Annotated in this window: 14 protein-coding genes; 13 read left to right on the top strand and 1 reads right to left on the bottom strand. The window is 53.8% G+C overall.

Features of this window, described 5'->3' with window-relative positions; translation table 11 throughout:
• Window positions 1-45 precede the first annotated feature (45 nt).
• From ACR0L3_RS06030 to ACR0L3_RS06065, 8 genes are all read left to right on the top strand, one after another.
• Window positions 46-174 carry a hypothetical protein gene (locus tag ACR0L3_RS06030; RefSeq protein WP_480744438.1) on the top strand — a complete coding sequence of 43 codons (129 nt, stop codon included), beginning with the start codon at window positions 46-48 and terminating at the stop codon, window positions 172-174.
• A gap of 129 nt (window positions 175-303) precedes the next feature.
• Window positions 304-2,664, top strand: a complete 2,361-nt coding sequence (gene bamA, locus ACR0L3_RS06035; RefSeq protein WP_480744440.1) for an outer membrane protein assembly factor BamA — start codon at window positions 304-306, stop codon at window positions 2,662-2,664.
• A 6-nt stretch (window positions 2,665-2,670) separates the two neighbouring features.
• On the top strand, window positions 2,671-3,255 hold the full coding sequence (locus ACR0L3_RS06040; RefSeq protein WP_480744442.1) for an OmpH/Skp family outer membrane protein: 585 nt from the start codon (window positions 2,671-2,673) through the stop codon (window positions 3,253-3,255).
• 71 nt (window positions 3,256-3,326) lie between these two features.
• Window positions 3,327-3,800, top strand: a complete 474-nt coding sequence (fabZ, locus tag ACR0L3_RS06045) for a 3-hydroxyacyl-ACP dehydratase FabZ (RefSeq protein ID WP_480744443.1) — start codon at window positions 3,327-3,329, stop codon at window positions 3,798-3,800.
• Window positions 3,797-4,582, top strand: a complete 786-nt coding sequence (lpxA, locus tag ACR0L3_RS06050; RefSeq protein ID WP_480744445.1) for an acyl-ACP--UDP-N-acetylglucosamine O-acyltransferase — start codon at window positions 3,797-3,799, stop codon at window positions 4,580-4,582. Before fabZ ends, lpxA begins: the two co-directional genes overlap by 4 nt.
• A gap of 4 nt (window positions 4,583-4,586) precedes the next feature.
• Window positions 4,587-5,381, top strand: a complete 795-nt coding sequence (locus ACR0L3_RS06055; RefSeq protein WP_480744447.1) for an LpxI family protein — start codon at window positions 4,587-4,589, stop codon at window positions 5,379-5,381.
• Entirely contained in the window at window positions 5,381-6,538 is a 1,158-nt protein-coding gene (gene lpxB / locus ACR0L3_RS06060) for a lipid-A-disaccharide synthase (RefSeq protein ID WP_480744449.1), read from the top strand. The genes ACR0L3_RS06055 and lpxB overlap by 1 nt, the downstream gene beginning before the upstream one ends.
• Entirely contained in the window at window positions 6,538-7,119 is a 582-nt protein-coding gene (locus ACR0L3_RS06065) for a cadmium resistance transporter (RefSeq protein ID WP_480744451.1), read from the top strand. The genes lpxB and ACR0L3_RS06065 overlap by 1 nt, the downstream gene beginning before the upstream one ends.
• Here ACR0L3_RS06065 and mnmA read toward each other — a convergent pair.
• Window positions 7,116-8,261, bottom strand: a complete 1,146-nt coding sequence (gene mnmA, locus ACR0L3_RS06070) for a tRNA 2-thiouridine(34) synthase MnmA (protein WP_480744453.1) — start codon at window positions 8,259-8,261, stop codon at window positions 7,116-7,118. The genes ACR0L3_RS06065 and mnmA overlap by 4 nt on opposite strands.
• A gap of 129 nt (window positions 8,262-8,390) precedes the next feature.
• Between mnmA and sciP the strand changes: the two genes are divergently transcribed.
• From sciP to ACR0L3_RS06095, 5 genes are all read left to right on the top strand, one after another.
• Complete coding sequence (gene sciP, locus ACR0L3_RS06075; protein WP_480744455.1) at window positions 8,391-8,684, top strand: CtrA inhibitor SciP; 294 nt, start codon at window positions 8,391-8,393, stop codon at window positions 8,682-8,684.
• An 81-nt stretch (window positions 8,685-8,765) separates the two neighbouring features.
• Window positions 8,766-9,482: a response regulator transcription factor CtrA gene (ctrA, locus tag ACR0L3_RS06080; protein ID WP_480744457.1), complete on the top strand. Its 717-nt coding sequence runs from the start codon at window positions 8,766-8,768 to the stop codon at window positions 9,480-9,482.
• A gap of 119 nt (window positions 9,483-9,601) precedes the next feature.
• Complete coding sequence (gene ligA / locus ACR0L3_RS06085) at window positions 9,602-11,728, top strand: NAD-dependent DNA ligase LigA (RefSeq protein WP_480744458.1); 2,127 nt, start codon at window positions 9,602-9,604, stop codon at window positions 11,726-11,728.
• Window positions 11,725-13,815, top strand: a complete 2,091-nt coding sequence (recG, locus tag ACR0L3_RS06090; protein WP_480744460.1) for an ATP-dependent DNA helicase RecG — start codon at window positions 11,725-11,727, stop codon at window positions 13,813-13,815. Before ligA ends, recG begins: the two co-directional genes overlap by 4 nt.
• 111 nt (window positions 13,816-13,926) lie before the next feature.
• Entirely contained in the window at window positions 13,927-14,049 is a 123-nt protein-coding gene (locus ACR0L3_RS06095) for a hypothetical protein (RefSeq protein ID WP_480744461.1), read from the top strand.
• Window positions 14,050-14,230: the final 181 nt, after the last annotated feature.

The raw sequence follows: 14,230 nt of genomic DNA on the forward strand, positions 1-14,230 counted from the left end.
CTGCGCGTAGGATTTGGGCAAGGTTAGTCTGCATCAGAGGCTGAAATGTCAATTTTCTTGCACCGTTCTTTTAAGGGATTTGGTTGGCTGTTCGTTCTGAATTGGGATTTGCTACTGTTCTGTGGCGCAACTGGCGTCGCTATGGCCGGTTGGTGCTACCTGATCACAATGTGATTCTTCGTTCACTTAAATTGAGACTGAATGCAACGGCCCTAGCGGCCGTTTTATGTTTTGGTCTTTTGACAAGCTTAGATATTCTCGCTACTCAGCTTTAAAGTCCAAAAATATTGGGTAGTGAAAAAAATGAATCAGAGGCTAGGCGTGGGTATATCCTGCGGGGGGCAGGGGCCGAAAAACAAGATTTTGTGGCGGTCACTAACGTTCATTTTCTTATTGACGCTGGTTAGTTTTGTGCCTTTGCCGCAGGCTGCGTGGGCTCAAAATTTTGTTGTGAATTCTTTCGATGTCGAAGGGAATCGCCGCATCGAAACCTCCACCATTATTGCACGCACTGGAATTGAACCGGGTCAATCAGTCAGCGGTGGAGAACTTAACGACGCATACCAGCGTTTACTTGACAGTGGTGTTTTTGAAACAGTTGAACTGACGCCGCGTGGCAGCACACTTGTTATCACAGTAGAAGAATACCCAACCATCAATCAAATCAGCATCGAGGGAAACCGTCGTGTAAAGGATGATGTTCTGCTTGAAGCTATCTCGTCCGAACCAAGACGGGTATTTACGCCCCAAGTGGCCGAGGCAGATGCGGACTTGATTGCGGAAATCTACTCGGCTCAGGGCCGCGTTGCTTCGACGGTTATACCACGAATTATTCGACGCAGCGATAACAGGGTCGATTTGGTTTTCGAAGTCGCAGAAGGCACCACGATTGAAGTCGAACGAGTGAGTTTTGTGGGTAACCGTGCCTATTCTGACCGGCGTCTACGCCGTGTTCTTGAAACGAAACAGGCGAATTTATTGCGAACTTTTATCAGCAGCGACACATTCATCGCTGACCGGATCGAGTTCGACAAGCAAGTCATTCGAGATTTCTACCTCTCGAGAGGTTATGTCGATTTTCGGGTAAACAGCGCGAACGTTGAATTCACTCGTGAACGCGATGCCTTCTTTCTGGTGATGAATATCACGGAAGGACAGAAGTTCTCGTTTGGACAAATCAGCACTGTCAGTGAAATTCCGGGGGTTGATCCAGCTCCGTACCAGGACGCGCTAAAAATTAGGCCAGGCGTGACGTATTCACCGACGTTGGTGGAAAACTCGATTGCTCGGATGGAGCGTCTAGGCATCAAACAAGGTGTCGATTTCCTGCGGGTCGAACCCCGTGTTACCCGAAACCCGCGCGATCTTACGCTGGATGTCCAATTTGTCCTTACGAAAGGTCCACGAATTTTTGTGGAGCGTATCGACATCGAAGGTAACACGACGACGCTGGACCGCGTTATCCGACGCCAATTCGACACTGTCGAGGGTGATCCATTCAACCCACGTGAAATTCGACAGGCTGCGGAACGCATTCGCGCTTTGGGTTTCTTCGCCGTAGCGGATGTCGAACCGCGTGAAGGTTCCACACCGAGTCAGGTGATTGTGGACGTGGATGTGGAAGAACAACCTACCGGCTCACTTAGCTTAGGCGGTAGCTACTCAGTTTCAGATGGTTTCGGCATTGCGATTGGTTTGAGGGAAACTAACTTTTTAGGGCGCGGACAAACAATCGGTGTCACCCTCTCGACCGCACAGGATGCCGAACAATACTCGTTGAACTTTACCGAACCGTATCTGCTGGGTCGTGAACTTAGTTTTGACGTAGGGCTTGGTCTAGCAACAACGAATTCAAGTTTTGCAAGTTACGACACCGAGACGCTGTTTTTCCGCCCCCAACTGAGTTACGCAATTGGGGAATTATCTGCGCTTCGGTTGCGTTATGGCTGGGAAAACAGCGAGATGACCGAGCAGGACAACGAAACAAACGGCGCGGTTATCTCATCTGATATCGCTCAGGGCGACCGCACGACCAGCTTGCTGGGTGTGTCATACATCTATGACAGTCGGCTAGGTGGGTTAAATCCGAACGCAGGTGTGCTGTTTGAGGCTGGTGTCGATGCTGCCGGGTTGGGCGGGGACAATGAATTTTTCAAAACAACTGCACGCACAATTGCTCAAACCCGCGTTTGGAACGAAGAAATTGTCCTTCGCGCCACCGTGGAAGTGGGGGCGTTGCATTGGACGGGCGATGATTTCAGTCGCACCATTGACCGATTTGTTCTGGGACCAAACGTTTTTCGTGGCTTCGAACCAGCCGGTATCGGCCCACGCGACCTGTCCAACGGTCAAGACGACGCAATCGGGGGCAACTACTATTGGGTAACGCGCCTCGAATCGGACTTTCCACTGGGCTTGCCTGAGGAACTGGGCCTACGTGGCGGCGTGTTCTATGATTTTGGCAACTTGTACAATCTGAATGACGTAAACACGGCTGGTGGTGACATTGTCGGTGAAGACGGGTCGATCCGTCACGTGATTGGGGTTTCGGTTCTTTGGACTACGCCATTTGGCCCACTGCGCTTCAACTTCTCGCACGCGTTAAAAAAGGAAGACTTCGACAAAGAGCAGAACTTTGACCTGACGATTCAGGCCCAGTTCTGAACCTGAATGTGTGAAAGCGCTTACATTAATCTTCGGGGCCTTCTAGCGGCCCTGAGTTTTTTTCTTGCCCTTTTTCTGTCTGAACCAAGCGCTAGTCAGCAATTAGGTGTTCCGCAGAGCAGCGTTCTAACGTTATCCAGTGATCGCCTGTTTTCTGAGTCTGCCTTTGGCAAACGCGTTTTACGTGAGATTGAATCGGAAAGCGCTTTGCTAGGCGAAGAAAACGAACGGATTGTTGACAGGCTAAGTCAGGAAGAAAAACTTCTTACCGAGCAACGCGAAACGTTGACTGCGGAAGAGTTTCGCCCATTGGCTGAGGCTTTTGACAGCAAAGTTCAATCACATCGGGAAGGGCAACGCGCAAAACTGGATGCACTGGCCCGTCGAAGTGAAGAAGCGCGGCAAAAGTTTTTTGAGTTAGTTCAGCCCGTTCTGATTGACCTGCTGCGCGAAACTGGTGCTTCAATTGTTATTGAGCGTTCCAGTGTCTTTCTCAGTGCGGACCGTACAGATATTACCGATGCGGCTGTTGCGCGGATCGATGCGGCCATTGGAGACGGCAGTGCCGTCGAAAACGGGTCGAGCGAATAGGTTTGCTTGCCCTTAGGGCGCTGTATTGCTAACCACGCGAAAACAGATATCCAGAACGGGACGACTACATCATGAGCACGGAAACCAAGAGCGCAGATATTCAGCTGATCCAAAGGATCTTGCCGCATCGCTATCCGTTTCTGCTGGTCGACAAGGTGGTTGACATTTCGGGCTACAATTCGGCGGTTGGCATTAAGAACGTCACGATGAACGAGCCACATTTCCAAGGCCATTTCCCGGGCACTCCGATCATGCCGGGTGTGACTATTGTCGAAGCGATGGCGCAAACAGCAGGTGTAATGCTAGGCGTAGGCATGGATGTGATCGACAGCGAATTGCTGATCTATTTCATGAACATCGACAAGTGCAAATTCCGCCGAAAGGTGGTGCCGGGCGACGTTCTGAAAATGCACGTTGAAACTGTTCGCGGCAAAAAGGGCGGTAAAATTTTCAAGTTCAGCGGTCGAGCAACCGTTGATGACGAAGTTGCTGCAGAAGCCGAATTTTCTGCCTATGTCGACTGGGACATGGAAAAAACAACATGAGCGGCATTCACCCAAGCGCAATCATCGAGGACGGCGCGCAGGTCGGTGAAGGTTGCGTCATTGGGCCGTTTTGCTATGTCGGCCCAAAGGCCAAACTTGGCAATCGGGTCGAGCTTAAGTCGCATGTAGTTGTGACGGGCGACACCACGATTGGCGATGAAACCGTAATCTTCAATTTCTCGGTAATTGGTGAAATCCCACAAGATTTGAAGTTTGGCGGAGAAGATACACGGCTTGAGATAGGCAAACGCAACCGAATTCGTGAACATGTGACCGTGAATACCGGCACTGATGGCGGCGGCGGCGTTACTCGCATTGGCGACGACTGCCTTCTTATGGCCGGAGTGCATGTGGCGCACGACGTTCAGATCGGAAACCGGGTGATTATGGTGAACCATGCTGGCGCGGCTGGTCATTGTATCATAGAAGACGATGTCATCGTTGGCGGAATTTCAGGGTTGCATCAATGGGTCCGTGTGGGTCGTGGGGCAATCATCGGTGCGCTGACTATGGTGCCCAATGACGTGATCCCCTATGGCTTGGTTCAAGCACCTCGGGGTGAGCTGGATGGCCTGAATTTGGTCGGGCTAAAACGCAAAGGTGTATCCCGCGAAGATATCTCGGCCTTGCGTGCAGCGTTCCGTGAACTGTCCGAAGGTGAGGGCACTTTTATGGAGCGGGCGCATCGTGTCGGCACAGGGAACGAGAGCGAATACGTACAGCGGATCGTAGATTTCGTGACCGGTCAAACAGATCGTTCTTTTCTGACACCGAGGAAGTAAGCAAATGCTTGCACTGATTGCCGGAAAGGGTGTTTTGCCGGGCGAAGTGTTCGACAGTTTGAATGAACGCCCTTTGGTCTGCGCGATGGAAGGGTTTATCCCGGACACGCTCAGCGCTGATGTCGTCTTTCCACTGGAACAGCTTGGCAGCTTCATAGCGGACCTTCAGATGCGGGGCGTGACCGAGATTTGCATGGCAGGTGCCGTTAGTCGCCCGGCCATAGATCCATCACGGATCGACGCAGCGACAATGCCTCTGGTTCCTGTACTACAGCAGGCGATGGTATCCGGAGATGACGGCGCTTTGCGTGCCGTTATCGGTATCTTTGAAAACGCTGGCCTAGCTGTCCGCGCGGCGCATGAGATAGCGCCTTCGTTGTTGCCTCAGCTTGGATGTCTGACAGAGGCACAACCGTCTGATACTGACATGTCCGATATGGACAGAGCTGTGGGCATTCTGAGGGCCATGGGGGCCGCAGATATCGGACAGGCCTGTGCAATATCGAAAGGACAGGCGCTGGCCGTTGAAAGCATCTTTGGTACCGACTGGATGCTGCAATCCTTGACCCAACGCCCGGACGCTGGTGGAGGTGTTTTATTCAAAGCTCCGAAGCCCGATCAGGATCGCAGGGCTGATTTGCCAACCATTGGGCCAGGCACTGTATCAAGCGCAGTCGCTGCCGGTCTGGCGGGCATCGCAATCGAAAAAGGCGGTGTAATCGTATTACAGCAGGACCGGGTTATTGACGAATGTAACCGTCTGGGCCTGTTCCTGTATGTGCGAGAGCGGACCAGCTGATGCGTGTGTTTGTTGTCGCCGGCGAACCTTCGGGTGATCGTCTGGGCGGCGCATTGATGGAGGGGTTGCGCGACCTTGTACCCGACATTCAGTTCGACGGGGTAGGCGGGCCATTGATGCAGGCACAGGGCCTTGAAAGTCGCTTCCCAATGGCAGAGCTGTCGGTCATGGGGTTGGTTGAGGTTCTGCCAAAATTCTTCCATCTAAAACGACGGATTGCTGAAACGGCACAGGCCGTTCTTGATACGCAACCAGACGTGTTGATCACAATCGACAGCCCAGATTTTTCGCTCCGCGTCGCTAAGAAAGTTAAAGCACAGAGTCAAATTAGAACTGTTCACTACGTCGCCCCAAGCGTCTGGGCATGGCGCCCTGGACGCGCAGACAAGATGGCCAAGGTCATCGATCACGTACTAGCGCTTTTGCCCTTCGAGCCACCTTATATGGAACGCGCTGGCATGGAATGCGATTTCGTGGGCCATCCAGTCGCCAGCGAACCGGTTGCGACGAAAGAGGATATTCACGATTTTCGGGCAACATACGGTCTTGGGGATGCACCGGTCATATTGGCACTTCCAGGATCACGAGGCGGAGAGATTGAGCGTTTGGCGCCAGTGTTTGGTGAAGCGCTGCGCCTCTATCTCAATGATCGGCCAGACGCGAGGGTAGTTGTGCCCGCTGTGGCGCATATGGCGGACACAGTGAAAGAGGTTGTAAAGGGGTGGCCCGGAAACCCTGTGGTCGTCGACCCACGGGACATGCCCTCTGATCGGGCTGTTCAGCAGAAACGCGCAGCTTTTGCATCGGCCGACTTGGCTTTAGCTGCCTCCGGTACAGTGTCGTTGGAATTGGCAGCTCAGGCCACGCCGATGGTGATTGCCTATAAGCTCAGTTGGCTGACCCAGAAGATGGCCGAGCGGATGGTCAAGTTGGATACGGTAACACTGGTCAATCTGGTGTCGGATACCAGAACCGTACCAGAGTGCCTTTTGGACAATTGTCAGCCCGAAAAAATCGCTGCCGCTCTGAACCGGGTTTCAGAAGCTCCGGATGCGCAACGCGATGCTATGGCGAAAACAATGGAACTGCTTGGGAGGGGCGGGGAAGCTCCCGGTAAAAGAGCGGCCAAAGCAGTTTTGAGCAGGATGAAAACGTAATGCTGGACCTCGTACTTTTCGGACTGTCTGCCTTCATGGCTCAGGTATTGACCAATTTGGACAATCTCGCTGCGCTGCTGGCGCTGATGCTGGTGTCTGGCGCGAGAAGATCAGTCTTCGGGTTCCTACTGGCACAGGCCATCGTGATCATTGGTGCGCTTTTGCTGGCTTTGGGCGTTGATGACGTGGTGCCGCATTGGGCCGGTTACTTGGGCCTGATCCCGCTGAGCCTTGGCATTTTGGCTTTGATCCGGCGCAAGCGGGGCGCCGACGCCGAAGCAAACCCAAATCTAGAGACGAGTGCCTCTGTCGTAATGGTCACGCTACTATTCATCAGCTTGTCGATGGACACTTTTGCAGTTCTTGCGCCGCTGTTGGCCGACTCTGCGCCCAGTTTCCGAACCGCTGGCGTGATCGGCGCGACCCTTGCGGCATTCAGCCTTGCAACCGTAGCGCTGTTTGGATCAAAGGCCCCCTTCATGAGCGGCGCCTTGGCTCAACGGCTGGAACGTCTTGTGCCTTATGTGATGATTTGTGCCGGGCTATATATCCTCAGCAACTCTTGGACTGACGCGATTTAATAACCGCGCCAGATCCATCCGCCGCCGAAGATACGGCTACCTTCCGAGGCATAGAACACGCAGGCTTGCCCTGGTGACACACCTTCCTCGGGCGTTAATAATTCGACTTCAGCCGTTGTGTCGGACAGAGGGCGAATAATTGCCTCACGCGGTGGGCGCGTCGATCGGACCTTGACCAAGACATGCCATTCCTTTTTTGACGTGAATGGTTCATCGCCAAGCCAATTGATTTCGCGCACTGGGATAGTGCGGGTGGCCAACATTTCCTTGGGGCCGACAACCACCTGCTTCTTGTCCACATCCAACTTGACCACGTATAGCGGCTCAGTGAGACCGCCAATGCCCAAACCACGGCGCTGACCAATCGTGTAGTGGATGACACCCTCATGCTGCGCCAGAACGCGGCCATCTGCATGTACAATCTCACCCGGTTCCGCCGCGCCAGGGCGCAGCTTTTCAATGACACTGGCATAATTGCCGTTCGGCACAAAACAAATGTCCTGACTGTCGGGCTTGTCAGCCACAGCCAGCCCGTATTGCGCCGCCATCTCACGGGTTGCGTCCTTTGACGGCAGATGACCCAAGGGGAAGCGTAGGAAGTCTAACTGTTCGGGCGTGGTCGAGAACAGGAAATAGGACTGGTCGCGGTTTGCGTCCTCGGCACTGTGCAGTTCCGGTCCGTTCGGCCCCATCTTGCGTTGGATATAGTGGCCAGTAGCCATGCAGTCGGCCTCAAGGTCCTTGGCGGTTTCCAGCAGGTCCTTGAACTTTACGCGCTCGTTGCAACGAATACATGGAACAGGAGTGGCACCGGCCAGATAGCTGTCTGCGAACTCGTCAATCACTGCGTCTTTGAAGATGTTCTCATAATCCAAAACGTAGTGCGGGAACCCGCGTTCCTCAGCCACGCGGCGCGCGTCATGAATATCGATCCCTGCACAGCAGGCGCCTTTCTTGGCCAGAGCCGCACCGTGGTCGTAAAGCTGCAAAGTAACCCCCACCACGTCGTAGCCCTGATCAGCCAGATGCGCCGCCACGACCGAGCTGTCCACGCCTCCGGACATGGCAACAACCACGCGTGTTTCTGACGGAGATTTGGCAAAGCCAAGCGAGTTCAGCGGTGTCTCGGTATCGAGTGCCATGACGATTCCAGTGCGGATTAAGAAAGACCGGCAGAATATAGGAAAATTCTACACACTCTCAAGGGGCGGTTTCACTCTGCATTAAGTAGGCTGGTGTCAGCTTTGTCACAGCACGAAGGGGGCCAAAGAATGTTTTTGCACAAAGTTGAGGGGCCATGGTCCGTAACCCTGCCAGATGGAACGATTTTAACGCGTGCCGACTTACCGCCAAAAGACACAACGCGATGGGTTGCTTCCAGAAAAGCCATCGTGGTTCGCGGGGTCGTCCATGGGCTAATCACATTATCTGATGCCAAAAAGCACTATGGGCTAAGCGATGAAGAGTTCAATTCGTGGGTTGCAGCGGTTGCAGAATATGGGACCGACGCCCTGAAGGTCACTGCGTTAAAAAAATATCGACAACCTAAAGGCGAAGGTGAATAAATGATTCAACGGTAACGTCAGATTAACCATTTTTGATCAGGCTGAAATTGAATTGGTAAATTGACCGAATTGGAGCAGTGAATGCGCATACTACTTGTCGAGGATGATCCAACCACGTCGAAAAGCATTGAATTGATGCTTACGCACGCCAACCTCAATGTTTATGCAACAGACCTTGGCGAAGAAGGCATCGATCTTGCGAAACTGTATGACTACGATCTGATATTGTTGGATTTGAATTTGCCCGACATGAACGGGCATGAAGTTTTACGTCAGTTGCGCATCGCACGGGTAGAAACTCCGATTTTGATCCTTTCAGGCGCCGATGACACAGAAAGCAAGATTAAGGGCTTTGGTTTCGGCGCTGATGACTACCTGACCAAACCGTTCCATCGTGAAGAACTAGTCGCACGCATCCACGCCATTATTCGCAGATCAAAGGGACACTCCCAATCTATCATCCATACGGGTCAAGTCGCTGTGAACCTAGATGCCAAAACGGTAGAGGTGGAAGGCCAGACGGTCCATCTAACTGGTAAAGAATATCAGATGCTGGAGCTTCTGAGCCTTCGTAAAGGTACGACGCTTACCAAAGAGATGTTCTTGAACCACCTTTACGGCGGAATGGATGAGCCCGAACTGAAGATTATCGATGTCTTCATTTGCAAGCTTCGTAAGAAGCTAAGCAACGCCACGGGTGGAGACAATTATATCGAGACCGTCTGGGGCAGGGGTTACGTTTTGCGGGATCCGCAATCCAACAACGTGGACGAAACCCGGATGGCCATCGGAGCCTGAATTCAATACGGTCGCCCGTGGTCCGAGGCAACCATTCCAAATTGGAAAACAGCACGTCTGGACCTAGCCAAAACCTCGCCCTATCACTGAGGTCCAAGAATGCGTGACAGGGCGAGGCTATGAGCAAATTGATTCCGGTATCTGAACTGACCGACGACGCCGCGCGCGCAGAACTCGCGCAGTTAGCGGATCAGTTGGCGCGGGCAAACACGCTTTATCACGGTGAAGACGCACCAGAGATTTCCGACGCTCAATACGACGCGCTAAAACGCCGAAATGCCGAGATAGAGGAACACTTTCCTCATCTAAAACGGGCGGACAGTCCGTCGGAGCGTGTTGGCGCGCGCCCTGCCGACGGCTTTTCAAAGGTAACCCACGCGGTTCGGATGATGTCGCTGGGCAACGCATTTGATGACGAGGATGTTCAGGATTTTGACCGTTCAATCCGGAAGTACCTTGGGTTAGGGTTATCTGATCCCCTTTCCTTCACTGCAGAGCCCAAGATAGATGGCCTGTCGCTTTCACTGCGATATGAGCATGGAAAACTGGTTCAGGCTGCCACCCGCGGCGACGGTGAGGTTGGTGAAAACGTCACCGCCAATGCGCGAACGATATCTGATATTCCACATACACTTAAAAACGCCCCTGACATTTTGGAAGTGCGCGGTGAAGTTTACATGTCGCACGCAGATTTCGAACAGTTGAACGCGCGTCAGGAGGAGGCCGGCGAAAAGCCTTTCGCGAACCCACGGAACGCGGCTGCCGGGTCTTTGCGTCAATTGGACTCAACCGTAACGCAGGCCCGCCCATTGCGGTTCTTTGCGTATGCTTGGGGTGAACTGTCCGAACCTCTAGCTCAAACACAGATGAATGCGATCGAACGGCTACATGCTTTAGGGTTCGCCACCAACCCATTGACCAAACGCTGTGATACCACCGAACAGATGTTGAATCACTACCGCGAAATCGAAGCACAGCGGTCCACCCTCGGCTATGATATCGACGGGGTGGTGTACAAAGTTGATGAACTTTCTTTGCAAACCCGATTGGGATTCCGTTCCACGACTCCTCGTTGGGCGATTGCACATAAATTCCCCGCAGAACTCGCCTGGACAAGGCTCGAGGCAATCGACATTCAGGTTGGCCGTACAGGGGCACTCAGCCCTGTAGCCCGACTGCATCCTGTAACTGTCGGCGGCGTGGTTGTATCAAACGCCACTCTCCACAATGAAGACTATATTGCTGGTCGTGATGCCAAGGGTGGCACGATCCGCGACGGCAAAGACATTCGGGTTGGCGATTGGGTACAAGTATACCGCGCAGGCGACGTAATCCCAAAGATTGCGGATGTTGACATTGCAAAACGCCCCGACGGTGCGGTGCCATTCGATTTTCCAACAGTTTGCCCTGAATGCAACAGCGATGCCGTGCGGGAAGAGGGCGACGCTGTGCGGCGCTGCACCGGAGGGGTTATTTGCCCTGCGCAGGCGGTAGAAAAGTTGAAGCATTTCGTCTCACGCAAAGCATTCGACATTGAAGGTCTGGGCGCAAAACAAATCGAAATGTTCTACGACGACCCAGATCTGCCCGTCAGAACTCCGGTTGATATTTTTACGTTGCAAGAGCGCGACGGGGCAAACCTCAACAAACTTGCCAACCGCAAAGGCTGGGGAGCGCAAAGCGCGGGAAATCTATGGGTCGCGATTGACGAAAAGCGCACGATCCCATTCGGCCGGCTGCTGTTTGCGTTAGGCATTCGACACATGGGCGAAGCGGCCTCGAACCTTATTGCCAACCACTACGGGACTTGGATTGATTTTGAACGCGCCATCACAACCGCGGCGGGTTTTCAGGGGTCGGAGTGGGAGGATTTGTTAAGTGTCGATGGTGTCGGAGAGGTTATGGCCCGCGCGCTGGTCTCGGCCTTCGCGCAAGAGGCCGAGCGCGCCAGTATTGATGCTTTGGTCGCTCAGCTCGTGGTACAGGAAGCAAAGCGGCCGGATACAGAAGGCAGCCCAGTGGCAGGGAAGACAGTTGTTTTTACTGGCACGCTTGAAAAGATGACGCGAGCAGAAGCCAAGGCCAGGGCCGAGGCTCTGGGGGCAAAGGTTTCGGGCTCGGTCAGTAAAAAGACAGATTTGCTGGTTGCGGGGCCGGGTGCGGGTTCAAAGGCCAAGAAGGCGGCGGAACTGGGTATTGAAACTTTGGACGAGGATGGCTGGCTACAGCTGATCGGAACTGTATGAGCGGACGCCCGGAAAGCCTTTTCCCACTGTTTTCTAGATTGGAAACGCTGGATGGCATTGGGCCGAAAACGGCGCAAGTGCTGGTGAATGCGGGTACCGAGACACCGCGTGATGTGCTGTTCAGTTTGCCTTACGCCGTGATTGATAGACGTCGCCGCGACACTATTCAGGGCGTGGATCTACCCACTACGCTAACGGTTGAGGTGACCGTCGGTGCACACCGCCCACCGCGAAATAAAGGCGGTGCGTACCGCGTGCATGTTGAGGACAGTCAGGCAGATTTCCAACTTGTTTTCTTCCATGCACGTGGAGACTATTTAAAACGCGTTTTACCCGAGGGTTCGCGCCGGGTCGTATCAGGCAAGCTGGAACTTTTCGACGGCATGGCACAGATGGTCCATCCGGACCACATGCTGCCTGTCGAAGAAGCGCCAGACATCCCGGACTTTGAGCCGGTGTATCATCTGACCCAAGGAATTACTCAGAAAACTGCTTACAAGGCGGCGCGGAGCGCACTGGCGCGCGCGCCTTCGATTGCAGAGTGGATCGATCCGGCATTAGCGACGAAAAACGGTTGGCCGGATTGGAGAACAGCGATTTTAGCCGCCCATAACCCGCAGGGTGCAGATGATGTGGCATTTCATTCGCCCGCGCGTGAACGGCTAGCTTATGACGAACTTTTTGCGCATCAGATGACTTTGGCCTTGGCACGACAAATAGAGCGTAAAGCTAGGGGTGTGATCAGTGTCGGCACAGGCAAGCTGCAAGCTAAGGTTATTGCAAACCTGCCGTACAAACCCACGGGTGCACAAATGCGGGCCATTGATGAGATCACACAGGATATGGCCTCGGACGCACGTATGAACCGACTGTTGCAGGGCGACGTGGGCGCCGGCAAAACACTGGTGGCCTTCATGGCATTGCTTGTGGCGGTCGAGGCGGGTGGCCAGGGCGTCATGATGGCACCCACCGAAATTCTAGCTCGGCAACATCTTGAGGGGCTACGTCCCTTGGCTGAAGAAGCTGGGGTTGTATTGGAAATTCTCACCGGGCGTGACAAAGGCGCAGAGCGGCGCGCGAAGTTGGAAGCGCTTAAGAAAGGCAAAATTCACATTCTGGTCGGCACCCATGCCGTGTTTCAAAGCGATGTAGAGTTCAACGCATTGCGTTTAGCCATTGTTGATGAACAACACCGCTTTGGCGTTCGCCAGCGAATGGAGCTGTCTGAAAAAGGGCAGGGCGCTGACGTTCTGGTGATGACCGCCACTCCGATCCCGCGAAGTCTAGCCCTTGCGCAATACGGTGACATGGATGTGTCCGTTCTGGATGAAAAACCGCCGGGTCGGAAACCAATCCAGACTGCTGTTGTCAGTACTGAACGTATGGATGAGGTCGTCTCGCATCTTCGGCGCGCCATTGATGAGGGACGTCAGTGCTATTGGGTCTGCCCATTGGTCGACGAATCCGAAGTCTCGGACCTTACTGCTGCCGAAGAACGTTTCAAACGTTTGCGCGCCATTCTGGGCGAAGGAACAGTTGGCTTGGTTCACGGCCAGATGCCCCCTGCGGACAAAGACGCCGCAATGAAAGCGTTTCAAGATGGGCGGACAAAGGTTTTGGTCGCCACGACCGTTATCGAGGTTGGCGTCAATGTTCCAAATGCCTCGATTATGGTTATTGAACGGGCCGAGATCTTCGGGTTGGCCCAGTTGCACCAATTGCGTGGCCGTGTGGGCCGGGGAGATGCGGATTCAACTTGTCTGCTGATGTATCAGCCGCCACTCAGCGATGGTGGCCGGAAACGGCTGGAAGTTCTGCGCGAAACCGAGGACGGTTTTCGCATTTCGGAGACTGACCTGCAAATGCGCGGCGCTGGCGATCTGATTGGAACGGCCCAGTCCGGCTTGCCGAAGTTTCGGATCGCTGACCTAGAGCGGCAGGCTGGATTGATGGCCACCGCGCAGACAGACGCTCGGGCATTGCTGTCTTCCGACCCTCGACTGCAATCTGACCGGGGTCAGGCGGCACGATTTCTTCTTTGGCTTATGAAACAGGATCAGGCGATCCGTTTAATTTCAGTGGGTTAGCCAAAACGTTCCCTTAAGTTCACAAATGTTCTTAAAAAGTTCTTTACCGACTCGGCAAAATATGAGAACAAAAGGTCAACAAAGGATTAAATCTCGACCGGAGGTGAGACCATGCTGACCCAGATCAAGACTGCCCTAAGCCGCTCGCACGCAACGATTTTGCAAGACGCAGCAGGGGCCGTGTCTTTGGTGGTTATGCTGATGGTTGCCCTTCATCTGCCAGGAGTTTTCTGACCCTTTCTGCCTGCGATCTCGTGCCGATCATACCGCGCTGTCATCCCCATTTCAGTCAAGGGTGACCTGCCTGTCCCAATTCCCTTGAGAGGTCTGCCTCGGCCTCGTGCGGCTATCCGGACCCCGAACGAGACACGCACAGCCTGCCGCCGCCCTTTCCGCCCGGAAGGTGCGGCGGCTT

Source organism: Ruegeria sp. CK1, from assembly GCF_056536545.1.

Excerpts from the sequence above, each read along its gene's own strand:
- ACR0L3_RS06030 (WP_480744438.1), top strand. The coding sequence starts at position 46 with ATGTCAATTTTCTTGCACCGTTCTTTTAAGGGATTTGGTTGGCTGTTC.
- bamA (WP_480744440.1), top strand. The coding sequence starts at position 304 with ATGAATCAGAGGCTAGGCGTGGGTATATCCTGCGGGGGGCAGGGGCCG.
- ACR0L3_RS06040 (WP_480744442.1), top strand. The coding sequence starts at position 2,671 with ATGTGTGAAAGCGCTTACATTAATCTTCGGGGCCTTCTAGCGGCCCTG.
- fabZ (WP_480744443.1), top strand. The coding sequence starts at position 3,327 with ATGAGCACGGAAACCAAGAGCGCAGATATTCAGCTGATCCAAAGGATC.
- lpxA (WP_480744445.1), top strand. The coding sequence starts at position 3,797 with ATGAGCGGCATTCACCCAAGCGCAATCATCGAGGACGGCGCGCAGGTC.
- ACR0L3_RS06055 (WP_480744447.1), top strand. The coding sequence starts at position 4,587 with ATGCTTGCACTGATTGCCGGAAAGGGTGTTTTGCCGGGCGAAGTGTTC.
- lpxB (WP_480744449.1), top strand. The coding sequence starts at position 5,381 with ATGCGTGTGTTTGTTGTCGCCGGCGAACCTTCGGGTGATCGTCTGGGC.
- ACR0L3_RS06065 (WP_480744451.1), top strand. The coding sequence starts at position 6,538 with ATGCTGGACCTCGTACTTTTCGGACTGTCTGCCTTCATGGCTCAGGTA.
- mnmA (WP_480744453.1), bottom strand. The coding sequence starts at position 8,261 with ATGGCACTCGATACCGAGACACCGCTGAACTCGCTTGGCTTTGCCAAA.
- sciP (WP_480744455.1), top strand. The coding sequence starts at position 8,391 with ATGTTTTTGCACAAAGTTGAGGGGCCATGGTCCGTAACCCTGCCAGAT.
- ctrA (WP_480744457.1), top strand. The coding sequence starts at position 8,766 with ATGCGCATACTACTTGTCGAGGATGATCCAACCACGTCGAAAAGCATT.
- ligA (WP_480744458.1), top strand. The coding sequence starts at position 9,602 with ATGAGCAAATTGATTCCGGTATCTGAACTGACCGACGACGCCGCGCGC.
- recG (WP_480744460.1), top strand. The coding sequence starts at position 11,725 with ATGAGCGGACGCCCGGAAAGCCTTTTCCCACTGTTTTCTAGATTGGAA.
- ACR0L3_RS06095 (WP_480744461.1), top strand. The coding sequence starts at position 13,927 with ATGCTGACCCAGATCAAGACTGCCCTAAGCCGCTCGCACGCAACGATT.